The organism is Methanopyrus sp. KOL6, assembly GCF_002201915.1.
GTDB lineage: Archaea > JAADCQ01 > Methanopyri > Methanopyrales > Methanopyraceae > Methanopyrus.
In genome coordinates this window covers 999637-1023403 of the sequence record NZ_CP019470.1, presented here as the reverse complement: position 1 = coordinate 1023403, position 23767 = coordinate 999637, and the positions used below count along the sequence as shown (strand labels likewise).

Sequence of the window (23767 nt, the reverse complement as noted above, 5' to 3'; positions counted from 1 at the left end):
GCCGATGGGGGTGAGGCGTTGGCGGAGGGTGCCGTGGAAATTCAACCGACCACGAGACATGAAGGTCATGCTAAGCTAGTGTTATACGTCGACGACGAGGGCTATGTGGAGCGCGCTTTCTACCTGAATACTTCGGCGGTCCGAGGTTTCGAAGCGCTGGCAAAGGGAAGGCCCGCGGAGTTCGTTCAGGTAGCCGTTATGAGGATCTGCGGAATCTGTCAGGCGACGCACGGAACCGCGTCCGCCGAGGCCTTCGAGCGGGCTATGGACATCGAACCTCCCAAGGACGGGAAACTCCTGCGAGAACTGTGCGCCTTAGGTAACAGGATTCAGTCTCACGTGCTCCATCAGTTGCTGGTACTGGATGACTTCGTCGAGAATGAGGACGAAAAGGTCGAGGCGATCAAGAGGATCCAGCAGATCAGGCGGATCGGACAGTACGTGGTGGACGTGGTCGGAGGTGAGGGAATCCATCCACCCAACATTAGGATCGGAGGGATGGCTGAGAACATCTCGGAAGCGGCGCGTAGGAAGCTTTACCGCAAGCTACGTGAGGCGCGCGAACTGATGATGGAGCAGCACGAGTTCATGGTAAACATCGTCGAGAGGTTCGGCGACAAGAACGACCTCGACATCGACGAATTCGGCAGACACGACCAGCCGTTCCTGGCTACACATACTACTTATGGGGACCCCGACCGGCTGGACATGGACCGCGTGGTGGAGCTGCTTCCAATCGAGTACTACGGAGAGGAGCACAAGGAAGTCGCGTACCAGCATCGGGGCCAGATCCCGCTTTACGACGGTGTTCCGGTAGAAGTCGGACCAAGAGCCAGGTACGTGCTCTTCGACGGAGTGGACCCACACGGAGTCCTGTACATCCATGTATTAAGGTCACAGGAAACACTAGCAGCTATCGACCGGGCGATGACGATCCTGGACGAACTCAACACCAGCGGTAACACCATAGCCGAGTGGGAGCCGAGGTCGGGAGTCGGAATCGGAGTTCACGAAGCCCCACGGGGCACCAACGTGCACATCGCTAAGGTGAACGAGAAGGGTATCGTCGAGGATTATCGCATCATTGCAGCTTCCACGTGGAACTTCCCGGTGGTAGAGAAGGCCATAGAGGGAGAGCACGAAGAGTATGCCGAGGTTATCATGCGATGTTACGACATATGAGCATCGTGTGCCGCTCACGTGGTGAAGGAAGTCCGCGACGCCGACTCCCGGGAGAAGATCCGGGAATCGGTGGTTAAGCTCGCTTAAAACACCGTTGGGATGAACGCCGCGGGGAACCCCGAAACGGGGACCCGCGGCGCGACCGCCCCCCACGCGGGGGGCCGGTTTCCTCACCTAGACCTTGACACCCTTGGCCTACATTCTCCCGTTCTTTCCACCTTTCTTCCCCTTCGGATTGGGGGTGTTGAGTTGGTCCGAGTGGCCTATGTACAACTGGCCGGGTGCTGTGGATGTTTAGTGTCCCTAGCCGATACGTACGAACGACTTCTGGACATACTGGAATCTATCGAGCTGGTCTACTGCCAGACCCTCATGGATGAACGTGAGATTCCGGAGTGTGATGTGGTCATCGTGGAAGGCGCGGTATGCCTGAACGACGAGCACATGCTAGAAGAAGTAGAGGAGCTGGAGGAGCACGCCGACACGATCGTGGCACTAGGTGCGTGCGCGAGTACGGGGAATTTCATGCGATTCTCTCGGGGGAACCAGCAGGCGGCACCCACGCACGAGGCGTTCGTACCACTCACGGAGGTAGCGGACGTCGACTACGCCGTCCCGGGATGTCCACCGGCACCCGAAGCTATCGAGCAGTTCCTAACGCTCCTTCTGGAGGGTAAAGAGGAGCTGCTCGAACCGTTCGCGAAGCTAGCGGAAGGTAAGACGGAGTACTGCGGTTGCGACCTGATGTACCACGTGGTGAACAAGAGCATGTGTATGGGGTGCGGCACCTGCGCGGCGGCCTGCCCCACGCGGGGGATCGAGATCGTGGACGGCAGGCCGGTGGTGAACGAGAGCCGGTGCATCAAGTGTGGTGCGTGTTTCACGCAGTGCCCGAGGACGATCTGGCCGGGCGACGAGGCCATCAAGGAGATGATCATGGGGGATGAGTAGCCGTGAGCGAGTTAGACAAAATCATGGTTAAGGGTGATCCAGAGCTGCTGGGAGACCACCTCGGCGTGTTTACGGCCCGCTCGACCGAGAGCAAGATAACAAAGATCACCCAGGACGGAGGGATCGTCTCCGCCGTCATGATCTACGGCCTCGAGGAAGGACTGTTTGACGGTGTGATCGCCGCCGTCGCGGACCCGGACGACACCGAGGAGCCGTGGAAGCCACGTCCCGTGGTCATCACCGACCCGGACGAGGTCCTGGAGGCGGCTGGGACCAAGTATACGTACTGTCCTAACGTGAGCGTTCTCAAGGAGGCAGTTAGGAGCTACGGCTGTGAGAAAGTGGCGATGGTAGGAACCCCATGCCAGATCCGAGCCGTCCGTAAAGCACAGTTCTGCCCGATAGGGATGAGGCACGTCCCGGACAAAATCGAGCTACTGATAGGGATCATCTGCATGGAGAACTTCCCGTACGAGGGTATGAAGACGATCATCGAGCAACTCTGCGGCGTGTGGGTGCGCGAAGTCGCCAAGATGGACATCGGTAAGGGCAAGTTCTGGGTGTACACGAAGGACGGTGAGGTGAAGTCGATCCCCATCAACGAAACGCATCCCTTCGAGGGTGAACCGTGTCACGTGTGTACGGATTACTGCGCCGAGCTATCAGATCTAACTGCCGGCTCGGTGGGTTCACCTGACGGATGGAGCACCGTGATCGTGCGGACAGAGAAGGCTAAGGAGATACTCGACGACATGGTAGATCAGGGTCTGCTGGAGGTGAAGAGTATCGAGGAAGTCAAACCGGGTCTCGGCCTCGTTCAAAAGCTCGCACAAGTGAAGAAGGACAAGAACCAGAAAGAGATCGAGGAGCGAAAGGAGCTCGGCCTACCGGAACCGGGTAAGGTGCACGAATCCCTTTAAAGCCGGTAGTATCGGAGCCCCAGTTCTCTCGCCTTCTCCCATGCTTTTTCCAGTTCGTCCGCGGACGGTCGCCTGTTTATCTCCGGATACTCGTACGCACGGTGCTCCGGGCGGTACTGCGGCATAACGTTCAACGGCGTGTCCGTACCCAGCTCTTCGGCGATCCATTCTAGGATCGGAAACGTACAGCACTCCACGTTACCTGGTAAAACGAGGTGACGCACGATCAAGTCGCACTGCCGATCCGCCTCACGATGGTTCCGGGTCACTATCTCCCAGTAATTCGGGGCGTTCGAGTACCTCTCAGCGCACTCGTCGTTGCCGTACTTGAAATCCGTCAAATACAGATCAATAACGCCGTCCAACAGCCTCATAGCCTCCTCGGTCAAGTACATGTTGGAGTTCCAAACCTGCGGGACGTTCACGTCGAGCCGCCTGAGCACCTCCAGAACGTAGTGAATGTTCGGTGCTGGGTCTCCTCCGACCCAGTTCACGTTCCTAGCACCTCGAAATCGCCGGTGCCGGATCACTCGGGCGAGTGACCCCGGCTCAACGTACACCCCGTTGGTCGGCTGGAAAGCTATGTCCCAGTTCTGACAATAGACGCATCGGAACGTACACCCGCAGAAAAACACAGTGTGTGAGGGTACAAGTACACGTTCTTCGCCCATATGTAGGAACTCCGAGGAAATCCTGGGTTTGATCGGAACCCGACAGAACCCATCTTCACGGGCCCGATCGACACGACACCTCCGCTCGCAGAACGTGCATTCGCGGAGGATCTTCCGGGCGATCTCCAACTTCAAGTCGAGGAGATTCGGCGAGGTCTCCTCGAGATCCCCGGGTGCGGGACGCTCTTCCCACCTTGCGCGGAACTCTTCCATCGCTTCATCGTGTTCCTTCCATAGGTCCTCTAGCTCCCCCTCCGTGGTTTCGACTGGAACGGTCCGTGCTACCATAAACCGAGCAGCAAGTTCGTCGTCATCGATCGAGTGATATTCAGTGAGTGGTTCCAACACAGGCTTCACCACCTCTCAGTCGTACACTCCCCGTGGTCCCATCGGCATCGGCTTCTTACGGAGGTAAGGATCTACGGCGTAGCGATTCAAGGTTCCGCTGTTGTACAGCGCCTGGAGTTTGTCGTAGTTCTTGAGTTCCGCTAACGCCGCGTCTCCGTAGAAGACGATAGGAGCGAAGTTACCCAGTGCAGTCAAGGTAAGTGCGAGTATGCGCCCGCCGTACGCAGAGAGGATCCAGAAGTACGGTTCCGCACCACATCCGAGGTTCCAGAGTGGATTACCGTTACGACACGACCCGTGCCACACCACCATCGTACGTCCGGGAACAGCCGACTCCAGGTCACGCACATAGTTTATGGCTTCATGCATACTACGGAATTCACGCCGATCTGCGATCCAGATGCCTAACATAGGACGTTGACCGTAGAGTACGTCCTCCATCACCAACCACAGCTCAGGTTGTGCGAAGACCGTGCGGTAGTCGTACCACCCGAGCTGGATGATGAGTATCCCGCGGTACCAGAAGTGACTGTATCCGATCTTCCCTGCGTTGTGAATCACGAGGATCTTGGAGTACCCGTGCTGCTTGGCGAAGTCGACCAGGGCCAGGATATGTGGGGTGCCCGGAGCGATGTCCGGGTTGTGTAATTTGACGTAAACGGCTCTCCCCCACGGATCGCCTAAGAAGCGTTGGAATTTTGAATACTCTACGGAAAGTAAAACGAAGTACAGAACGATCAATCCGACCCCAACTAGCCCAAAGAGGCGCCTCAGTCCCATTCAGCCGCCCCTGAGCTCCCTCTTCAGGGCTTCCCACATCTCGTGCTCCGGCCCGCACCCGGAGGCGAACACGGGGCCATCCGCCTCTTCACACACCCTACGCATCTCCTCGACTTTCTCCCGCATCCGATCGTGCGGGATGGAGTGGAATTCCGCGTCGAACTCCTCTGCCAGTTCCTCGTAGTACCCTTCCGCGGCTTCCACGGATTCCCTGCCCGGAAACACGTGCAGCTCGTCCGGATCGAGTGCTCGCAGGACAATCCTGTGCATTTCGAAGATGGGGTACTCATTCTCATCCGGCGTAGTGTACACGCAGACTTCTACGTTCCCCGCTACCGAGAGCATCAGGTTCGCGTTAGCCTTGAAGGCATCCCCGTTGTCCCCCTGACCGACGCCGACGGGCTTACCTCCCACGTTCAGCACCTCGAACCTGCCCGGTGGAATGAACTCGAGTGGGTCCAACCCTTCGATTACCCGTGGAATGGTCCCTTCCGGATCCTCGGGCCGAGGGGTAACCGCGAGGTACAGGGAGATCGCGCAAACGCTGTTATAGACGTTATGGAGACCGGGCAGCTGGAGTTCGTAGGTGAACTCCCCCTCCAGTCGTTCTCCGGTCACGGCGTTAGTCACATCGTACGACAGCGTAACCTTCCACTCGTCCGGACCGCCCTTGAGCCTTACCACGGCGACGTTCGGGTCGGGTCGTGAGAACTCGCAGTCTCGGCACGAGTATAAACCCTTGTGGTTGAAGTAGCGGGTCTCGTAGTTCAACTCGCCGCCACACGCAGGACACTCGAGCTCCTCGGTCGGTGGCGTCAGATCCTCGATTTCGACATCCAAACCGTAGAGGACGTACTCCACGGGGTCACCGCGTTTCTCGTCGCGGATGTAGGTAACACGAGGATCATCCGCGTTGAGTATCAGCACACCGTCCTTCAGGGGTCTCGCCAGGAGGCGCTTCGCCTCGAAGTACGCCCCGAACGGATCCTCCTTGTCCGCGTTCTCCCGGAAGTGTTCCTTCGAGATAGTCGTATACGCGATCGCCAGCGGGTCCACGAGCTCGCAGACAATATCTGGAATCCCGTACTCACGGCTGCGAATCCCGTACTCCGTCACCACGAGCTCGGCCTTCCTACCCTTAAGTAGTCCCGTCGTAACGGCGTTGATGGTATTGCTATCGTAGTTGCACGAAACCTTCGCATCTTCGGCTAGGAGCGCACAGGCGAGTCTGGTAGTCGTGGTCTTACCGTTGGTGCCCGTGATCAGCACCACTCCGTACTCCGGCCGCCGTGCGAGCTCGCGAACGGCGTCGAAGTCGCCAACCTTGATCACGGTCCACCCGGGAAAGCTCCGCCCCATACCGGGCCCGAACCGGACTGCCTTGAGCGCGAGCAGTCCGGCCAACTCCGCCAATTTCGACCTCAAGGACATGACACGTCCCCTACCTGTGTAACGCGTTTCCAGTAGTTTGATTAACGATCCCGGCTGCGGAGCAAGGGGGTGTTAACGTGAGGTGGACTCCAGCACTGACGGCTATCGTAACGCTCCTAGCCCCGGTCTCATCGACGACGGTGAACGTCGCCATGTGGGTAGGAGACGGGGCCGCCTCCAACTGCGTGGAAAGCTCACTGAGAGCCATCGAGTACTGGAACGCGAACTACGCAGGTGCCTATCACATTAACGTGATCACTTACGCGTCACCGTCGGACTGGAAAGCCGTCCTAGAGACGGGACGAGATCCGTATACGGGCACCCGCATCGACGTGATCTACGTTCCGGGCGGATACCACCCAGAGTGGCATTGGGACTCCGACTGGATCGACCTGCTATATCACGCGCAGATCGACCTCGGCATCGGGTACGTCGGTATCTGCGCGGGTGCATACTTACACGCCGGAGTGACGCACCGAGGGGCCATCGGCGAGGATCTCGTGGTGGACGGTGTAACGGCTATCGACGGCAACCGGGGGAACGGGTACGTCTCTGTGCTGATCCAGCAGAACCCCATCACCCCACAATCCACTTGGGGAAAGGTCTACAAGTATTACTACGCGAACGGTCCCGGGATGGCCGCGGAAGACGGCTCGGTGTTCATCTCCGACAACAGATGGTACAAAGTGTGCTGGTTAGACGGGAAAGAGATTAGAATCGACGTACAGGGGTTCGGGAAGTACGCCGAACTCGTCAATGGTTGGGCTATGGTACTCGGATGGTATAGTGTTAAGAAGGACGGCGAATGGGAACCGAGTGGTCGATTCGTCCTACTGGGCGTGCATCCGGAACTGACCGAGCGCACGGGGGCCTGGAAGCTACTGGCGCGCGCCCTGATCTGGGCGGCCGGATACGAGCCGAAGGAAACTCCGACGAAAAAACCGGGCTCTAGTGTATCAACGCCGCTAGTGCCAGCACTACCGATACGTTTACCAAGGTCTCGACGAGTGTGCGGGTAGTCGCACCGAGCAACCCCCTCCTGCCGAGGAACGTGACGGCAGGAGGGAACAGGAACTGAAGATGAATCCTCGGTAGAGAAAGGGCCCTACCGAACGCCAACGCGAGTGCCAGATCCTCCATCCGCAGCTTCCCGGACGCCCGGAGATCCGCACCTAAAGCGGCCCCTACAGCCACGTTGATCAGACACCCGAACACCACCAAAGACGCGTCTGAAGGGAGTCCAAAGAACCTAGCCAACGGTTGAAGGGATCTCTCGATCCACTCCGTCACGCCATACCCTTCGCCCAGCTTAACCACCACCATCGCCAAGGCGACAGCGGGCCCTACCCTGAAGAACACCCTATGGGCGGTACGCCAAGGGTCCCGTACGAGCGTGATCTTACCCATGCTACCATTATCCTCACGTTCGAGTAGTAGAACACGCCCTAATATGGAGGTAAGCAAGGCGCTCGCGGCCGATATGCAGACCATGAAGAGACCCGCAGGACCCACAGTGGGTACAACCACGGGGAGGTAGAATTGAAGGGCCGCCGCTACGGAGGTAGGAAAGGCTAGGAGGAGCAGTAAACCCATGGCCTCTCTGATGGAGTTCACATTGTTCTGGGCCGCGTAAAGCGCCATAGAGGAACTCAAGACCGATAGCGACGCGGCGTGACCGTAAGGACCGGACCCAACCACGGGTTTCAGTACTCGGAGTAACGACCGGGCGCATGCTTCGGAGGACCCTAAGTAAGACGCGATCAGAATCCCCATGTACATGCACAGAAGCGTCCTGATCATCTCCAAGATCCAATTCAGTCGCCTCACCTCCCCAGTGCATCGAGGACGTTTAGAAGGACGTGCTCCGGATCTCCACCGCCCGCTAAATCCTCCAACTGTCCCCAGACCCTCCCAGCCTTCCGAACTACCCGATCGAGATCCGGTACAGTGATGAGGACTTCCACCTCACATATCGATCTGGTCCGCCTTACCAACACCCCGCGTCTAGATTTCAGCGCGTACCGACCGGACTCTGGATTCCTCCGGAACCTCACGGTCACGTCCTTACCCCGTAGAACCGTCACCAGCTCGCATCCCTCCGGTGTAGTCCTTCCTAACTCCACAGCCGCCGAAAGGAACCTCGGAATCTCCTTCCGGTCCGCGCCGATTTCAGAGAGGAGAATTGAAGCCACTGCCGCGGCATCCTCCGAGACCCTACCCGAACACGAGAAGAACGCAGAGCCGCCGGCGTTGACACGTAGGCGGGTGGTTCCAGAGGTCACGCGCATCATCCCGGACACTCCATCCACTATAACGTCGACGTCGCGCTCGGGACGCAGCAACTTAAGGCGCTCCTTGACGTCTTCCTCTTCCACCCCTACGACTTTCACTCTCACCCTCGAACTGGTCATAGACCTCCCCCGAAATCATTATATTTTTGTAAGGCCGACTTCTGGTTGGCCCGGGAATCGAGGCCGCGGCAGCTCAGTAGGTAGAGCGCGGGACTGTTAAGGCCCGATGAGGAGAGGGCCGCAGATATCCCGTGGTCCCCGGTTCAAGTCCGGGCCGCGGCGCCAAACCACGAATTGTTATTGGACTTGTAACAATTCCGGTCCGATGATCACTTACCGACACATCAACTTTCCACGACGAATGGGCTCCTCTCACGCCGTCGTTTCCTTCAGACGATCGTAGATCGTTTTGGAGCGAACAAGGTCTCGGCAACAGAACCGAAGCCGCGTGGTGACCACGATCGCACGACCACTCGACGAGCGAAGCCCGCGCAGCCCCGGCAATCGAGCGGCCGCCATCTCAACCACGGCCGAAATGCTAGATGAGTACCATTTCGCGGTCGTCGAAACGCGCCATGGTGTCGATGCGCTCGAGGAGAAGCGGCACGGATCGAACGCCGACGACAATGGGCCTCGACCTCGAATTCTACTTGTCCAACGGACATATAATCCTCTGCTATCTCCCTCGACCTTCTGCCCCCCTTCGGCGAGAACTAAGCGGACACATGCAACTTCTCTCCGGTTCCCAGACGCGCTTCGGCATCGTGATTGCGCTCATCTTACCGGGGTGCTGGGTCCCAGAGTGTAAGAATACGATCCCTCACGTAGATCGTGGTGGCGGGATTCCACAACCTCACTTCTAAGTGTCTCGGCCAGTGAACGCTCCACGAACCCATGGTCGTACTTGAGGGTCCGGACAGCAGCGCGGGCCGGGGTGGTGTCTTCTCAACTCCACGGGAGATGAGGTTTTATCGGTAGGTACGCAACGAACTGGGGATGATGATCATGCAAGCCGCGGACCGAGTGAAGAGTACTCCCGCCCCTGACCCTCGCGTAAACGTTTCAAAATTCGTAACAATACGAGGAGGTAGTGTAGCGCGGTCGCGGCATCCGGCGGATCATCGGCTCGGGTCTAAAGCCCGTGCTCACCGCCGGCTACCTCTACCCGCGCCGTCTTTCAGCCTGCTAGGGGTCGATCATCCCGACTAGGTCTCCCCGTCGTGAGGTCATCACGAGAGTATTTCGACGGCTTTCTCCCTCACGATCCTGAGGTTCCTTTCAATCCTTTTCATTTTCTGGCGCTCGAGGCGAGCCCGACGTCGCCGTCGGACCTCACGTCCAAGCTCTCGACACGCCCGTTGCACCGCACGCTTTACCTCATCCTCGACGTGTTCGCTACCTATTTCCTGCTTGGCGGGTCCACTGAACGGAACGAACGGGGAATTCACGTTCACCAGGATCAGCAACCGGTCCTCCTCGAGGCCGTACCGGCCGAAATCCACCTCGTTTACGCCCTTGGTGATGGAGCAACCGCTCGCCCTGAACATCAACGGGGCCCTGTTCGCGAACCTCCATAGGTCTCCTTCACCACCGTAACCCACGGCCACCTCGACTTGGATCACGTTGTCGCGCAGTACGAGCGGTCGTCGGGAGACCGCTGAAACCAGTCGAACTCCTTCCGATTTCAGCACAGCCTTCAGCGCCGACTCCCCGATCGGGGAAACTACGTAGGACGGCGGGCGCATGAAGTCCATCTCGTGCAGCGCCTTCACGATGAGCTCGGCCTCCTCGCGAGTCAATTCTTTCGGGTCCTTCTCCAAATCCACACAGCCAGATAGTCGCTCCCGAAGCTCTTCGACCCTGGCCTCTGAGAACCTGCAGAGCTCCCCGACGAGCATTGTTCGAACGGTCCTCCGGGACGTCCGCTCGGCGATCCTGAGGAGCTTGTGAGCGTCGATGGCATGAGGATGAGGCTTCAGCACCCGGGGTGGGTCGGGAAGTTCCCTGACCAACGGCTTCCAAACGTGTGCGTTACCGTCGGGGTCTCGGAGGGATATTCGAGCGTGAGGATTCACCGCATGCAGCCTACGAAGGTACTCCCGGGGACCGCGGCGGCCGGACTCGTAGACGGCATCTCCGATGGTCACTTCCACCGTCGTCCCGCGACGGCTCGCGGGTCGCTTCTCTCGCCGGACGATCACCGGCTCGTTGGTCGAAGGATCTGGTTTGACCTCGAAGTAGTGCGCGGTTTTACCGTCAGTAGATGTGAGCACGCGCACGGGCTCGCCCGTGGTGATCAGGGCGTAGAGGGCTACGCCGGCTGCACCGATCCCCTGCTGGCCCATCGACTGTATCCCGTAGACCGGGTCGAACTTGTCTCCCGCGAGGAACTTGCCGAACACCTTCGGCACACGCTCCGACGGGATCCCCGGTCCGTTGTCGGCCACTCGCACCCGGTACACGTTTTCCCCTTCGCGTCGGATCACCACACGTACGTCGGGGCGTATGCGGTTCAGATGGCACGCGTCCATCGAGTTAGTGACGAGCTCGTGAACAGTCATCACCATGCTCTTCACGGGTCCGTCGAACCCGAGCATCTCACGGTTCCGCTCGAAGAACTCCGCTGGTGAGGATTCGCGCCACTCCAACCGTTCCATCCAGCTACCCCTTCATCTCCAAGATGATATCCTCGACGCGTTCCTTCCAGTGCTCTACTCGCCTGACGGCGGTCTCTCTATCACGCGCCTCTCCAAAGACTCTGATCAAAGGTTCGGTACCCGAGGGCCGTACGAGTACCCAACCATCCTCGTAGAACAACTTCACACCGTCGATCGTCAAGACATCCTCTAACTCTTCTTCCTCGACTAGTGATTCGACACGCTCCATAACCTTCGGCTTGAGATCGTCTGGACATTCTACACCGGTCTTATGCAGGTGATACTTTGGTACTTCGGCCAGTAAGTCGTCGAGCGATCCCACCTCGGCAACGAGCTTACATATCAGCAAGGCAGTGATGATTCCGTTCCGGGAGAGATGGAAGTCCGGGTAGATTATCCCGCCATTCTCCTCACCACCCAGTGCGGGGTCTTCCGTCCGCTTGAGCTCCTCCACAACGACGGGCTCCCCAACCTTCGTCCAGATTACCTCGCCACCGCGATCCTCGACGACCTTCTGGACGCACATCGAGGAGCTGACCGGTGTGATCACCTGGCTCCCCTTACCCATATCGAGCGCCCACGCCGCTACGATCGCCAGCGAGTAGTCCCCCGGGACGAACTCGCCGTCGCCTGTGATTAGAATTAGTCGATCAGCGTCCCCGTCGTGGGCTAACCCGAAGTCCGCTCCGGCAGCTCTAACCATACTCATCGTGGTCCTCAAGTTCTCCTCTGACGGCTCGGGCTCACGCCCTGGGAACCGCCCGTCCGGATGTGCGTTGACGCTGATCACCTTGACATCTAGTTCCGAGAGGAGACGCGGCGTGACCGACGACGCCGCGCCGTTCGCCGCGTCAACAACGACTCGCAGACCCTCTCCGTTAAAGTCACCCACGTAATCGAGCACAGCTTCCTCGAAATTCAGGAGCAGGTCCGGCGCCGAGACCCGGTTTCCAACGCGGTCCCACGGAACCCTGTCCGGGCTCTCCTCGAAGTAAATCTCTTCGATTTTCTGCTCGTCTTCCCTAGACAGTCCACATCCGTCCGAGCCCAACAGCTTGATACCGTTGAACTCAGGCGGGTTGTGCGACGCCGTCACCACGGCACCGGCGTCGAACCCCTCCGCGTCTGTCAAGTACTGCACGGCAGGAGTCGGTGCGACCCCTATGTCGATAACGTCGCAGCCCGCGGCAGTTAGACCCGAGATCAGAGCATCCTTGAGCGTGTCGGTGCTGGTCCGGGTGTCACCGCCGACGAGGACTTCCGCATCACCTCCGAGGTACGTTCCGAACGCGAGTCCCAACCTTCGGGCGACATCCTCAGTGAGATCCTCCCCCACTATACCACGAACTCCGAAGGTACCGAACAACTTACCCATCGACCGACCCCCGGGTGATGGACTTTGAAGATCCTGTTCCGTGTACTTGAGCGAACGCCGGGCGTCGACGACCCGGAGAGGTTCCTAAAGTTCTCGCTCGTCGGTCTCTCGGGAGTGTTCGTCAATCTCGGTCTCTTGTGGTTCCTCACGGAAATCGTCGGAGTCCACTATGTCATGTCGAACGTAATCGCCGTCGAGGTTTCAATAATATCGAACTTCGTCCTGAACGATTTATGGACGTGGAGAGATCGCAGAGACCCAGGTCTGTTGAACTTCTTGAAGCGTCTCGCGGCCTTCAACATTATCTGTGCCGGCGGTCTGGTGATCAACACGACAGTCCTATGGACGCTTACCGAAATTCTCCATATTTATTATATCACTTCGGCCCTTTTCGGTATCGCCGCCGCTACACTCTGGAATTACTGGATGAACAATAGGATGACCTGGGGTGTACTGATTGAGCGAGCACATGAGAGACGACGTGGAAAGAACCCCGGATGATCTGAGGGCGGTGCTCGCTTTAAGATTTGAGGATCTACCGAAATTATCGTCTTATCGATTCATACTTACCACAGGTTCAGGTAGTAGTCACCACGTAGCTCACTACGCCTCGCTACTGTTCACTCACGAGCTGAATATCGCGACGGTATCGCATCCTGGGCGACTAGCGGCTTGGGCTGATGGAGCCGACCTCGCGGTCGTAGTTTCGATGTCAGGAGGTAAAGATTCTCACTCGATCGCCCGCGCTTTGGGTTGCGAAATCCTGGCTGTTACCTGTGAAGAGAACTCTCCACTGGCCGATCTCGCCGACTATCTGTTACTCCTCCCGACAGAGCGCGAGGAAGGTTTCCTCAACACCCGCACCATCGTATCGGCTATGTTCGCGTTATGCGCCTACGCCTCGGAACTCTCGAACGAAGACCTCGTGGATCCCGACGTCCCCGATAGGGTGGAACGCCACCTGAAGCGCGGCGTTCCGGAGGACATAATCCTCGAGATGCGAAACCGCGAGAAGGTTTTCTTCATCGGTGACAAGTACCTGTACGTCGCCGCGGAGCAGGCCGCATTGAAGTCGATCGAGGTAGGAGATGCCAACGCCTTCGCGACAACATCCGACGAGCTCTTCCATGGCAGGTTCTTCGGTGATCACTCCGAAAGGCTTTACTTGTGCCTGAACGAGGAGGGTGCGGATTTAATCGAGGAGCGATCGGGTGGCGAGACCACAGTCGTGCGACCCGACGACCTTGGGCTCAACGTTGACCCCGACGACCCGAACGCGCCCGTCGAAACCCTCCCCACACTGTATCTCCTGGTCGACGAGGCCTACGGTCCCGTGGACACCACGGAAGCACGAAGCTGGTGGAACCACGCGTAGCACGTTAGGGGAGATCGAACGTTGAACGTGGACGCGGTAGTACTCGCAGGAGGGTTCGGCACAAGACTGCGCCCCCTGACATGGGATACACCTAAACCCCTGGTTCCCATCCTAGGTAAGCCGCTTATCGAGTGGGTGATCCGCTCCTTACCCCGTGACGTCGTTCACGTTCACATCGCCGCCGGCTTCAGCTCCGATAAGCTCAAGCGGTACGTGGAGTCCAACCCCCTCCCCAGGAAACTTCACCTGAAGGTAGAACCCAAGCCACTCGACACTGCCGGTGCGATCAAGTTCGCGTGCCGAGACTCCACGACTGATACCCTCGTTGCGTTCAACGGTGACATCGTCTCCTCGCTCGACGTACGTCAGATGTTGGAATTCCACCGCGAGCACGACGGTATCGCCACGATAGCCCTGTACCCCGTTCCCGAGGAAGAGGTTTCACGCTTCGGTGTAGTGGAATTGGACGACGACAACCGTATCCTAGACTTCGTCGAGAAACCCGAGCCGGACGAGGCCCCGTCGAACCTCATCAACGCGGGTGCTTATGTGCTCGACCGAGAGGTACTGGACTATATACCAGAAGGACGACCCGTCTCAATCGAACGTGAGATCTTTCCAAAGCTAGCCGAGGAGGGCTTACTGTACGGGTTCAGGTTCGACGGGTACTGGGTGGATGTGGGTCTCCCAGAAACTTACCTAGAAGCACACCGCGTTTTGATGGAGTACGAGTGTTCAAGCAAGTCCGTAGTAGGAGCGCGGATCACCGACACTGAGTTCGAACCGCCAGTAGTCGCCGCACCTATGGCTGAGCTACGCTCCTCCGAAGTCGGACCGTACGTGTACGTGGGCGAGAGGACGGAGATCAACGGGTCCGTGATCGAGAACTCAGTCATCCTGGACGACGTCGAGATCGTCGACTCCGAGGTACGAAACACCATCGTTGCCGAAGGGTGCAAGATCGAGAACGCACGTCTCGACGGGTGTGTGCTAGGTCATGATGCCGAGGCGCGTGGCTGCGACCTCAAGAGCGTTCGGGTGGCTCCCGGTAAGGAAGCCGAGCGGGACCTCGAGGGTGAGTGGGTGATCTGAACATGAAGATCGAAGCGGGCGAGGCGGTTAGAATCCTTGCCTATCTATTCTTCCTGTTCTTCGTCCTTCCCGTGCTGATCGCAGCCATCGTGCTGACATTCGCCCCACTCATCGTATTATTTACGATGGTCCTCGCGTTCGTCCTGGTGTTCGCAAAGATACCTTGGACGCCACCAGAATTCAGCCTCGCGGCCGAAGCCGCACTACTCGCCCTCTACAGGATCACCGGAGAGAAGATACTAAAGGAAATAGCAGAGAACCTCGCGAAGCACAGGAAGAAGTCCTTAAAGCTCGATCGAGAGGACGAACTGGAAGAGGCACTACGGGAGGACGACACGAGTCGAGCCCTACGGATTTACGTCCAGGAAATCACGGAGAAAATCGTCGGAGGACCGATATATGCTGAGCCCAGAAACCGTAGTGACGGTTAACACGGTGATTACCAGCTTACCGTTTCTAGCAACCATTTATGTGGTCGTCAAGCGACCGGCAAGAACCCTCATTCAGCTGTACTCGTTCGGGTACCTTGCTCCCGTAGCGGTCCTAGTGTACGGGTTGGCGATACCCGTCCCAGGGAACTTGTACGCGTACTTCACCGGCGCCCCGATCTTCCTCGCATACGGAGTCACGGACGCACTGATAGTCCTGTACGCCCTCGGCTCCGCCCTCGCAGTGATCTTCGTCGGGATCGACCAGTGGGCCGACATCGCTTACTCAGCGTCGACCACGGTCGCTTGGCTCCTACGGACGTTAATAGACCCGATGCCATCGCGTCTAGCCGTTCTCTCAGGGGTTCTCATCACCACAACAATCAACGCCCTAGTCGCCTGGTACAAGTACCAAGCCTGGCCTATCGTACCACTACCGAGCGTGGCGTTACAATTCTCAGTCGCAGTAGCTTCGGTGGTGATGTTGGAGGTGACAGCATGGTGGGTACTAAACAAATTAAAGCCATCGCCGCAGGAGTGATCGCAACACTCGCACTGGTGAACTCTTACGCAGCCTCTATCCCGAGATACCAAATAGCAGAAGGGAAAGTTATTTATCCATATTTTGATAGACACGATCTCCTTAGAACACTCAAGTACCCCAGTGTTTTAGGACCTGCAGTTGATACCTATCTTCCAACACGAACTGTAGTGAACTGCAGACAAATAATGCTATATGGCCTGAAACGCGTAGGAGTGATCAGTATCGGTGCGCCTGTTACAATGTTGCCTACACTAAATTATGACAACTTAACGAGATCTTCTGATAACCCAATTGTTACCTACTATGGTATTTCATCAAATCCCATTTGTTTATCATTTCCTTGCATAGATGCCGTTGAAATTGAAAAAGATTTACTTCTAATTCCGACACGTAATAGCCTTGTAGTGGCAAAAGGGAGAGGTGAAGTAATTAAAGGTATCGGAGTAGTACTCGTACAAGGAAACTGGAACATAATCTGTATGCTGCCCGAGAACGCGTACTCGGGTGTATTTACATGGAAATCAGAATTACGACCATTTTGGCTATTGTAACGATAATCATTCTTAATTTTATAGTAGAATATGAAGCGCCGGATTTAGGCAAGCATATTATCTACTTAGATTTAGCAATACAATCACTTAAAGCATATCTGATAGAAAAATATGGATTAAGTGGCTCTGATTGGGATCCGTATTCATATTTAGGACGACCACCATTAGCTAACTACCCCATATTACCATTCATGGTGCCAGTAGCAATCCATAAATTTTTGGTAAAGGATATCTTTCTAGCAACTTGCATTGGAGAAGAACTTTTACGATTAGCTCCGATAATCGTGTGGATCATACTGCAAATACTTAATCTCAACTCCGCCGAAGCAACTGTCGCATTACTAGCATATTTAGCGCTATACCCTATCGCAATTCTTTACGAAGTCAAATACATAAGAATAGCCACTACGATGTCTTATTCACTAGCAGCGATAGCTGTCATCATATGGAACTCAAAATTAAAAGATTCAATCAAGAGAATGTTTAGTTTCGTACTGTGGACAACTTCATTATATTCAAATTTTATTTATTCTATTCCTCCCCTGATAGTGGCTGGAATTCTAGACAGCCCCATTTTCTTCCTACCTATAATAGTGACTTTTCCAGTATTATTATTCGCTAGTAGTGTAGGTAAGTTAGAATTCGATAATTTGCCTGAATCTACAACGATGGGTTTTTCAATATTTGACGTGTATGATATCGTACTAGCGGCTATAGTCGTAACTTCAATAACATTTCTATCACTATCCCTGCTTAATATTTCACGCAAGAAGAAGTTTGTAATTGGAACAATAGGATTAATTCCGTTATTTGGATTAGCAGTATTTCTATCACCTAAAGTTCATTATACCATATTAAGTATATCAAAGACATTAACACAACTTGATATGTACAGAATGCCACTAATAACGTGTACGCTCGTAATTATAGTCCTCCCTAAAATATTCTCTAAGATAAAATTGTCTACCACAACATATTCTGCAATATTTTCCCTTATTAGCGTAGGTATCATATTAAAAGTTGTAAGTTCCACACCAATGATCCCAATTATTGTTGAATACGAGTTCTCCTCACCTACAATCGTTTCGCATGATTACAGAACATCCAATACCAATTTAGGATTATTCTCATTAGCATGTCCATTAAGCACATTATCCAAACATCCAACATACATTTTGGGAGGCGCATTTTACCAAGGATGCTCCGAAGTGAGCTCACGAATATTATCTTCTATTTTATTTCTCAATAGCGGCGGCAGAGAATGTTGTGAACAACTAGCACATCCAGGTCAGTGCCAACTTTTTGATGAGGATATCGCACGCAAAGTTTTGACTCTCTTACCGCTAACAAGTGTAGATTATGGAGCCGATATCAAGACTATTAGAAGCTACTCCGATATCGTTGGATTCACTTTCAGTCAAAAACCAACACTGTCATTGTGGGATGTAATTCCAATAACAAGTGTCAAAGTGATATATGTGGGATCATACACTAATTATAGCTTTTTGTGGCTTAACTTAGTTAGAAGTGCTCCCACTGGGTACTTTCCGATGATACCGATGATACGACCGTATAATGTAGAACGTGGGCAATCATTACCCGCTAAGCAAATACCGTGGTCGGGAGATATACTCGTAGTAGACTCGGAGGCACTGGGCTATCCTGAAACTGAGAAGCTGGCAAAAGAGGCGAAAGAAGTGATAGTAGTCTATTCCAGTAGAGCTTTCGACGCTGGACCACCGTCGAAGGTAGTACGGCGACTGAAAAGGATAACACACCACATTCACGTTCTAGGCCCCGTACACCACTCACTACACTCTCCGATAGTCAAGAGACTGGCTAGAGAGTCGTGCGTGAAGCTCAGCCCAATTCATGACGCTTTACACCGGGTGTCAAACGATAAGTACGTGTTGGATTCGCGAGGTCATCGATTCGTGGTTGTTCCTTGGGCTTGGGCTCCATTCTGGGCAGTAGACGGTCGGGAGGGTCAAACTTGTCCCGTCGGCCCATACATGCTCGTCAAAACCGACGGAAAACCCACTACACTACACTACGTAGCATGGGAACGACACCAAAGCAAGGCTTACGCACTCTCACTTCTCCTCCTACTCACCTCGATAACGGCCATCACAATACTCAGAAAGGCCAAGATCGTAGAAATAGGAGCGGAAGGTCGGTTGTAAGTGGCCTTACCATCAACCACCAGCAGTCCTCGCTTGCTGGTAGCCCTAAACCACCACCTGTCATATATTTGGCCCACTGGGCCATGGCCACGTATGCTACGAGGAGTCGTGAGATGAGGTTCCCTCACGCTGCTGTGCGGGCGCAGGGTCTTAACGAGCTCGAGAGACTCCGCAGAGAGTTCGGCCCATCTTGGCGGAGACGATACCAGCACCAGCTTTACACTCGGCTGAATGAGGATCGGCGATGTCGGGAACGGGGGAGACAGTGCCCTAGGATCTCCCAACCGGCACCCCAACAGGGATGCCGGAGCTAGATGATGTTCGAACGGTATCGGCGCGTTCCAGACGGGCTCACCTGCCGATATCGTCTTAACGCATTCAGTGAACCAGGGGTCAGGCGATATTATGTACTTCATACCTGATCCTATCGAAATTTCTTTTGATACGGTAAATTTCGGATGTGAAACTTCACTGAGGGTGAATATGAATAATATTGCCATAATTACCGATACTATTAATCTGAGACTTCTAACATTCTCAAATTTGAAGAATAACCATCGATCAATATATTTTATACCCAAAGTAGAAATTATTACTAGTGGAGTAATTGAAGCTGTAGGTATTGCGTATAAACATATTTGCACTATGGACAAAACAATCGAACTTATGCCTACGCGCTTCCAATTATATGTGGAACTGATATTTTTAATTACTAACGACACACCAAATGTTATTAAGGTTGATAGCAATGTCGCTTTAGTGATGAATAAAGCCGTAATCAGTGACGGAGCTGCTCTCGATTCGGTCCCTAACAGTGCTAATATAATGTCCGCTAGACATGCACTAGACACCATCAATACAGCTAGGGATGGATTTTTTCTACTTACTTCTATGCAGAATGCTATATCGGGAATTCCGACAGATCCAATAGCTCTACGCAGTGGACAGTTACTAATTACTCCCAAAATATATACAGCAACAAGTGGCAGAAGTGGGCTAGGAATTACCAACCCAACGGTTGTAGATCCGAGCGCTACAAGGGTACGTAGAAGTCTACTAACACCTTTAGACACTAGGATTAACATTGACAATCCTAATATTAACAGTAGGAGGCTTACTCTCCCGAAAGCGTAGAACATGTAATAAGGCGTCGGTGCTAAGGGCCTGCCACCACCAAGATAAGGATCCCATTCGGGTAATTCTCCGAAGCGCATGCTGTCGGAAGAAGCTTTAAGGGATGAAATGGAAATAACGGAAAGATAAGGCACTGTAGGAAAATCTTTCGGGACCACGATAGCGGTTATTATAGTGAGTAAGGCCAGTACGGCCATCTCCACATTATGTCCGCGTAAGACGTCCAGGTTAGCACGTTGAGTGGCTCCCATTTGATCGTTATCCCCTTAGGAGCGTATATTGATATGGTGTTAACTTTTAGTTCCTTTGCGGATACGGAAACTACAGAGGCCGCAGTTGTAGATGATATCTTACCAGGTGTTACTGACATGCTATATGGCATTATTATAGCTACATTCTGACAAGAGACGTTGTTCGGATATCTGGTGGCTTTACCATCTACAATGAATACTGGTGGAAAGAATTTGAATGGTTCTAGTAGAATTTTGCATGGGGCATTTACTTTGATCTCGTATTGGTCAACATAAATACGGGGATTTGCATTAAGTACAATTACTTTAAAAGGTGCTTTGATACCCATTTTGCTTATCTGAATTAGATTACCTGTCACAGTCACGTAGGGCGAAGTAATTCTAGGAGGTATCAATGGAACTAAGATTTTTCTGTAGTCTTTCCTCCCAAACTTAAATTCAAAATATTTAACATTTCCATAAGAATATGCATAAACTTTAACGTGACCGGGTTGCAAGTCGGCACCTGTTTGACATGGAACACGTTTTACTTTCATAACGATAAAATTACCACACCTGGGACATAATGTGGCACAAACCCAATCATGAAATGTTACCTTCATGCCTACGAGAGCAATTAATGCTGTCACTATCAACATCTTAGCTATTCCGATCCATCGCACCGTCCGCGGCATTAGTACGCCCCCGGCAAGGGAGATGTTACAGGAAGTAGTGATTATACTGGTAATGTCGCTGATAGTAGTCATTGTTGTAATATCCAAGAGGCTTTGAGTTCCTGTATCCATCCTGCGGCGGTGGGTTTGGCAGTGCAGGCGCATAAAACATTCCTGGCGGGCGAGACGGGCTCATAGTACTGGTTTTTAACAATATGGGTAATATGGACGTTATTTACGGATGCTGATACAGGAGGAGCTCCCGCGCCCCCTCTATCCGTGTTACTGCATCTTGCTTTGATACGCCAATCACCCAATCTCCTTCAGATGCCAACTTTTAACCCCCGTCTCGTGACCCGCAGCCACCGGTCCTGAGAGCTCGTATCAACCGCTGTAGTCACAGGCATAGTATTATATTATTATGGTGGTGAGTAATGCACGCCCAGTAGTGCCTTAGAAGCGTCCGGAAGTAGTCGAAGTGGTCCGAGAGAGACTAGTCTTAGAGTGTTCGATCGTCGACGTCATCCACTCTGATTCCTTATGCCAGATGTCTCGTCAAAACCGGCGGGAAACCCACCGTACTATATTACGTGTGATTTTGAGGTCCGTACTCGAGTGTAGCGTACTTGGTACATCCGATACCTTAGCATATACTCCGACATTCCCCGGACGTAAATCGTCCCAGGTGCGGCATGATGCGCATTCGATACTACTAAATAGTCCTTGTTCGTGGGATTAAGTGTGGCAACTACCCACCCGTGAAACAATGCTTTCACGCTCATTACTGCGATTAGTCCGATAGCCATCTCCTTCATCCAGGGCACCTTGGTTGGACGTTGTGGGTCTGACGACAATCCTCAGCCCCATGAAGAGACGAAACGCCACTCGCACCGGGCATCCATAGTCTTATTATATCAACTTCCGAAGCGTCCGAAACGTGAACGCTGCTGCCTCTCCCTTCGCCGTGGGCAATAAAACATTCCCCCGATGAAAAGCTCATGAGCTTGAATTGGAGTTACCAATCCCCACTCACGGTGAACAGTCTAATATCGTGTCTTCTCTCACCCTATCCACGCACACAACCCGTGCCCGGAGGATCGACTCATTCCGCACGTTCGCCCCAGTTAGATGACTAAGGGTCGAAAAGTTGCATCAGAGACCCCGCACGCAGGCAACGCCGAACTCATCCGTCGGTTTTATTAAGCCGGTCTGAGCGGTCAGAGGCGGGTTCACGTGCCCGAGACTCCGGATAAGGTTTTGATCATCGGATCCGGACCGATCGTCGTGGGTCAGGCAGCGGAGTTCGACTACTCGGGTTCTCAGGCGTGTAAGGCTCTCAGGGAGGAAGGAGTTGAAGTAGTTCTCGTGAACAGCAATCCGGCGACGATCATGACGGACCCGAACATGGCGGACCGAGTGTACCTGGAACCGTTGGACGCCCAGGTCGTGGCGAAGATCATAGAGGAGGAAAGGCCCGATGGAATCCTTCCCACGCTCGGGGGCCAGACTGGTCTCAATATCGCGGTCGAGCTCGACGAGATGGGCATTTTAGAAGAGTACGACGTAGAGGTACTAGGGACGCCAGTGGAGACGATCGTACGGGCCGAAGATCGGGACGAGTTCCGCGCGTTCATGGAGAAGATCGGAGAGCCCGTCTGTACGAGCGAGGCTGTTTCCTCGGTGGAAGAGGCTAAGGAAGTAGCGGAGGAAATCGGTTACCCGGTGGTGGTGCGGCCCGCCTACACTCTGGGCGGTACGGGCGGCGGGATTGCGGAGGATGAGGAAGAGCTGAAGATGGTAGTGGAGCGGGGCCTCGAGTACAGCCGGGTGAACCAGGTACTGATAGAGGAGTACGTAGGTGGCTGGGCCGAGATAGAGTACGAGGTAATGAGGGACGGATCGGGTAACTGCATAACGGTGTGCAGTATGGAGAACGTGGATCCGATGGGGGTGCATACCGGCGAGTCGATCGTAGTCGCGCCCGCTCAAACGCTAACCGAAGAAGAGCATCAGACGCTCCGCAGCGCGGCGTTACACATCATCGACGCGCTAGGTGTTGAGGGCGGTTGTAACATCCAGTTCGCACTGAATCGGGAGACGGGCGAGTATCGGGTGATCGAGGTGAATCCGAGGGTGAGCCGATCGTCGGCGCTAGCGTCCAAGGCCACTGGGTACCCGATAGCGCGGATCGCGGCGAAGATAGCGATCGGGCTGAGACTGGACGAGATCGAGAACCAGGTTACCGGGGAGACGTACGCGGCGTTCGAGCCGGCTCTAGACTACGTGGTTGTGAAGATCCCACGGTGGCCGTTCGATAAGTTCCCGGAGGCGAACCGGACGCTTGGGACGGAGATGAAGTCCGTGGGCGAGGTGATGGCCATAGGGCGAACGTTCGAGGAGGCGCTTCAGAAGGCGATCCGATCGTTGGAGATCGGAGAGCCCGGCCTGGGACCTTCACCGGAGGAGCTGAAGGCGAATCCGGATGAGATCCGCCGTAAGATCGAGACGCCGAACGACCGCCGTATCTTCTACGTCTACGCCGCGCTTAAGCGCGGTCTGATGAGCGTGGAAGAGATCTCGGAGCTCTCCGGAATCGACCCGTGGTTCGTGGAGAAGGTGAAGCGGATCGTCGAGATGGAGCGCGAGATAGTACGAAGGAGGGAGGAGTTGCTCGAACTCATCCGGACCGGAGAGGCGGATGAGGAGACCGTGGAGTTCATTCGGGAGATCAAGCGGAAGGGTTTCTCGGACGAGCAGATAGCAGAGCTGCTCGAGGTGGACGAGGACGAGGTTCGGGAGGCTCGGCTGGGCATCGGTGTGGAGGCCACGTATAAACTGGTGGATACGTGCGCCGCGGAGTTCGCCGCGGTCTCGCCGTACTTCTACTCGACGTACGAGGAGGAGTGCGAAGCGCTGCGGTACGATTAGACCGGGGGAACAGCATCAGGCC

At 54.7% G+C, this 23767-nt stretch carries 22 protein-coding genes and 1 tRNA gene; 13 read left to right on the top strand and 10 right to left on the bottom strand.

What is annotated here, in order from left to right; translation table 11 throughout:
* Positions 1 to 18: 18 nt before the first annotated feature.
* From frhA to frhB, 3 genes are all read left to right on the top strand, one after another.
* Entirely contained in the window at positions 19 to 1269 is a 1251-nt protein-coding gene (gene frhA / locus BW919_RS05625; protein ID WP_088336052.1) for a coenzyme F420 hydrogenase subunit alpha, read from the top strand.
* A 162-nt stretch (positions 1270 to 1431) separates the two neighbouring features.
* The gene (gene frhG / locus BW919_RS05620) at positions 1432 to 2133 is read left to right on the top strand and encodes a coenzyme F420 hydrogenase subunit gamma (protein ID WP_088336051.1); all 702 of its coding nucleotides are present in this window, start codon (positions 1432 to 1434) and stop codon (positions 2131 to 2133) included.
* Positions 2134 to 2156: 23 nt separating this feature from the next.
* Positions 2157 to 3053, top strand: a complete 897-nt coding sequence (gene frhB, locus BW919_RS05615; RefSeq protein ID WP_088336511.1) for a coenzyme F420 hydrogenase subunit beta — start codon at positions 2157 to 2159, stop codon at positions 3051 to 3053.
* On the opposite strand, the gene BW919_RS05610 is transcribed toward frhB, so the two are convergent.
* Genes BW919_RS05610 through BW919_RS05600 form a run of 3 tightly spaced genes read right to left on the bottom strand, consistent with a single transcriptional unit; the run spans position 3050 to position 6283 of the window.
* A complete protein-coding gene (locus tag BW919_RS05610) occupies positions 3050 to 4084 on the bottom strand; it encodes a radical SAM protein (protein ID WP_232452862.1) in 1035 nt (344 codons plus the stop codon). The genes frhB and BW919_RS05610 overlap by 4 nt on opposite strands.
* A gap of 3 nt (positions 4085 to 4087) precedes the next feature.
* Positions 4088 to 4852, bottom strand: coding sequence for a hypothetical protein (locus BW919_RS05605; protein ID WP_157666096.1), 765 nt, complete (start codon positions 4850 to 4852; stop codon positions 4088 to 4090).
* Complete coding sequence (locus tag BW919_RS05600; RefSeq protein ID WP_088336049.1) at positions 4853 to 6283, bottom strand: Mur ligase family protein; 1431 nt, start codon at positions 6281 to 6283, stop codon at positions 4853 to 4855.
* A gap of 77 nt (positions 6284 to 6360) precedes the next feature.
* Here BW919_RS05600 and BW919_RS05595 point away from each other — a divergent pair, with 77 nt between their 5' ends.
* Complete coding sequence (locus BW919_RS05595; protein ID WP_088336048.1) at positions 6361 to 7302, top strand: hypothetical protein; 942 nt, start codon at positions 6361 to 6363, stop codon at positions 7300 to 7302.
* Here the strand turns inward: BW919_RS05595 and BW919_RS05590 are convergent.
* Together BW919_RS05590 and BW919_RS05585 are read right to left on the bottom strand one after the other, a co-directional pair.
* Positions 7232 to 8110 carry a hypothetical protein gene (locus tag BW919_RS05590; RefSeq protein WP_088336047.1) on the bottom strand — a complete coding sequence of 293 codons (879 nt, stop codon included), beginning with the start codon at positions 8108 to 8110 and terminating at the stop codon, positions 7232 to 7234. The genes BW919_RS05595 and BW919_RS05590 overlap by 71 nt on opposite strands.
* On the bottom strand, positions 8107 to 8694 hold the full coding sequence (locus BW919_RS05585) for a hypothetical protein (RefSeq protein ID WP_088336046.1): 588 nt from the start codon (positions 8692 to 8694) through the stop codon (positions 8107 to 8109). Before BW919_RS05585 ends, BW919_RS05590 begins: the two co-directional genes overlap by 4 nt.
* Positions 8695 to 8756: 62 nt before the next feature.
* Here BW919_RS05585 and BW919_RS05580 point away from each other — a divergent pair.
* A tRNA-Asn gene (locus tag BW919_RS05580) sits at positions 8757 to 8859 on the top strand.
* Between the two features lie 944 nt (positions 8860 to 9803).
* Here the strand turns inward: BW919_RS05580 and BW919_RS05575 are convergent.
* Together BW919_RS05575 and glmM are read right to left on the bottom strand one after the other, a co-directional pair.
* Positions 9804 to 11231 (bottom strand): DNA topoisomerase VI subunit B, encoded by a 1428-nt coding sequence (locus BW919_RS05575; protein ID WP_088336045.1) that lies wholly within the window; start codon positions 11229 to 11231, stop codon positions 9804 to 9806.
* Positions 11232 to 11235: 4 nt separating this feature from the next.
* Positions 11236 to 12606, bottom strand: a complete 1371-nt coding sequence (gene glmM / locus BW919_RS05570) for a phosphoglucosamine mutase (protein ID WP_088336044.1) — start codon at positions 12604 to 12606, stop codon at positions 11236 to 11238.
* Positions 12607 to 12630: 24 nt separating this feature from the next.
* Between glmM and BW919_RS05565 the strand changes: the two genes are divergently transcribed.
* The 4 genes from BW919_RS05565 to BW919_RS05550 are packed head-to-tail and all read left to right on the top strand — an operon-like array spanning position 12631 to position 15504.
* A complete protein-coding gene (locus BW919_RS05565; RefSeq protein ID WP_088336043.1) occupies positions 12631 to 13107 on the top strand; it encodes a GtrA family protein in 477 nt (158 codons plus the stop codon).
* Positions 13064 to 13981 carry an SIS domain-containing protein gene (locus BW919_RS05560; RefSeq protein WP_088336042.1) on the top strand — a complete coding sequence of 306 codons (918 nt, stop codon included), beginning with the start codon at positions 13064 to 13066 and terminating at the stop codon, positions 13979 to 13981. The genes BW919_RS05565 and BW919_RS05560 overlap by 44 nt, the downstream gene beginning before the upstream one ends.
* Positions 13982 to 14008: 27 nt before the next feature.
* Positions 14009 to 15073: a sugar phosphate nucleotidyltransferase gene (locus tag BW919_RS05555; protein ID WP_232452961.1), complete on the top strand. Its 1065-nt coding sequence runs from the start codon at positions 14009 to 14011 to the stop codon at positions 15071 to 15073.
* Positions 15074 to 15075: 2 nt separating this feature from the next.
* Positions 15076 to 15504 carry a hypothetical protein gene (locus BW919_RS05550; RefSeq protein WP_088336040.1) on the top strand — a complete coding sequence of 143 codons (429 nt, stop codon included), beginning with the start codon at positions 15076 to 15078 and terminating at the stop codon, positions 15502 to 15504.
* Between the two features lie 72 nt (positions 15505 to 15576).
* On the opposite strand, the gene BW919_RS08205 is transcribed toward BW919_RS05550, so the two are convergent.
* Together BW919_RS08205 and BW919_RS08200 are read right to left on the bottom strand one after the other, a co-directional pair.
* Positions 15577 to 15780 carry a hypothetical protein gene (locus BW919_RS08205; RefSeq protein ID WP_157666095.1) on the bottom strand — a complete coding sequence of 68 codons (204 nt, stop codon included), beginning with the start codon at positions 15778 to 15780 and terminating at the stop codon, positions 15577 to 15579.
* A 3-nt stretch (positions 15781 to 15783) separates the two neighbouring features.
* The gene (locus BW919_RS08200; RefSeq protein WP_157666094.1) at positions 15784 to 16017 is read right to left on the bottom strand and encodes a hypothetical protein; all 234 of its coding nucleotides are present in this window, start codon (positions 16015 to 16017) and stop codon (positions 15784 to 15786) included.
* Here BW919_RS08200 and BW919_RS07905 point away from each other — a divergent pair.
* From BW919_RS07905 to BW919_RS07895, 3 genes are all read left to right on the top strand, one after another.
* Complete coding sequence (locus tag BW919_RS07905; protein ID WP_157666093.1) at positions 16000 to 16596, top strand: hypothetical protein; 597 nt, start codon at positions 16000 to 16002, stop codon at positions 16594 to 16596. The two genes, BW919_RS08200 and BW919_RS07905, sit on opposite strands and share 18 nt — an antisense overlap.
* The gene (locus tag BW919_RS07900) at positions 16560 to 18779 is read left to right on the top strand and encodes a hypothetical protein (RefSeq protein ID WP_157666092.1); all 2220 of its coding nucleotides are present in this window, start codon (positions 16560 to 16562) and stop codon (positions 18777 to 18779) included. Before BW919_RS07905 ends, BW919_RS07900 begins: the two co-directional genes overlap by 37 nt.
* Positions 18780 to 19184: 405 nt before the next feature.
* Positions 19185 to 19913: a hypothetical protein gene (locus tag BW919_RS07895; RefSeq protein WP_157666091.1), complete on the top strand. Its 729-nt coding sequence runs from the start codon at positions 19185 to 19187 to the stop codon at positions 19911 to 19913.
* Between the two features lie 169 nt (positions 19914 to 20082).
* On the opposite strand, the gene BW919_RS07890 is transcribed toward BW919_RS07895, so the two are convergent.
* Positions 20083 to 20802, bottom strand: a complete 720-nt coding sequence (locus tag BW919_RS07890; protein WP_157666090.1) for a hypothetical protein — start codon at positions 20800 to 20802, stop codon at positions 20083 to 20085.
* Positions 20803 to 22050: 1248 nt separating this feature from the next.
* Here BW919_RS07890 and carB point away from each other — a divergent pair.
* Positions 22051 to 23745 carry a carbamoyl-phosphate synthase large subunit gene (gene carB, locus BW919_RS05535; RefSeq protein WP_088336037.1) on the top strand — a complete coding sequence of 565 codons (1695 nt, stop codon included), beginning with the start codon at positions 22051 to 22053 and terminating at the stop codon, positions 23743 to 23745.
* Positions 23746 to 23767 lie beyond the last annotated feature (22 nt).

Excerpts from the sequence above, each read along its gene's own strand:
- BW919_RS07890 (WP_157666090.1), bottom strand. The coding sequence starts at position 20,802 with ATGTTGATAGTGACAGCATTAATTGCTCTCGTAGGCATGAAGGTAACA.
- BW919_RS07905 (WP_157666093.1), top strand. The coding sequence starts at position 16,000 with ATGGTGGGTACTAAACAAATTAAAGCCATCGCCGCAGGAGTGATCGCA.
- BW919_RS05575 (WP_088336045.1), bottom strand. The coding sequence starts at position 11,231 with ATGGAACGGTTGGAGTGGCGCGAATCCTCACCAGCGGAGTTCTTCGAG.
- BW919_RS07895 (WP_157666091.1), top strand. The coding sequence starts at position 19,185 with ATGTACTTCATACCTGATCCTATCGAAATTTCTTTTGATACGGTAAAT.
- BW919_RS07900 (WP_157666092.1), top strand. The coding sequence starts at position 16,560 with ATGGAAATCAGAATTACGACCATTTTGGCTATTGTAACGATAATCATT.
- BW919_RS08205 (WP_157666095.1), bottom strand. The coding sequence starts at position 15,780 with ATGTCGGCCCACTGGTCGATCCCGACGAAGATCACTGCGAGGGCGGAG.
- BW919_RS05585 (WP_088336046.1), bottom strand. The coding sequence starts at position 8,694 with ATGACCAGTTCGAGGGTGAGAGTGAAAGTCGTAGGGGTGGAAGAGGAA.
- BW919_RS05600 (WP_088336049.1), bottom strand. The coding sequence starts at position 6,283 with ATGTCCTTGAGGTCGAAATTGGCGGAGTTGGCCGGACTGCTCGCGCTC.
- glmM (WP_088336044.1), bottom strand. The coding sequence starts at position 12,606 with ATGGGTAAGTTGTTCGGTACCTTCGGAGTTCGTGGTATAGTGGGGGAG.
- frhB (WP_088336511.1), top strand. The coding sequence starts at position 2,157 with ATGGTTAAGGGTGATCCAGAGCTGCTGGGAGACCACCTCGGCGTGTTT.
- BW919_RS05605 (WP_157666096.1), bottom strand. The coding sequence starts at position 4,852 with ATGGGACTGAGGCGCCTCTTTGGGCTAGTTGGGGTCGGATTGATCGTT.
- BW919_RS05550 (WP_088336040.1), top strand. The coding sequence starts at position 15,076 with ATGAAGATCGAAGCGGGCGAGGCGGTTAGAATCCTTGCCTATCTATTC.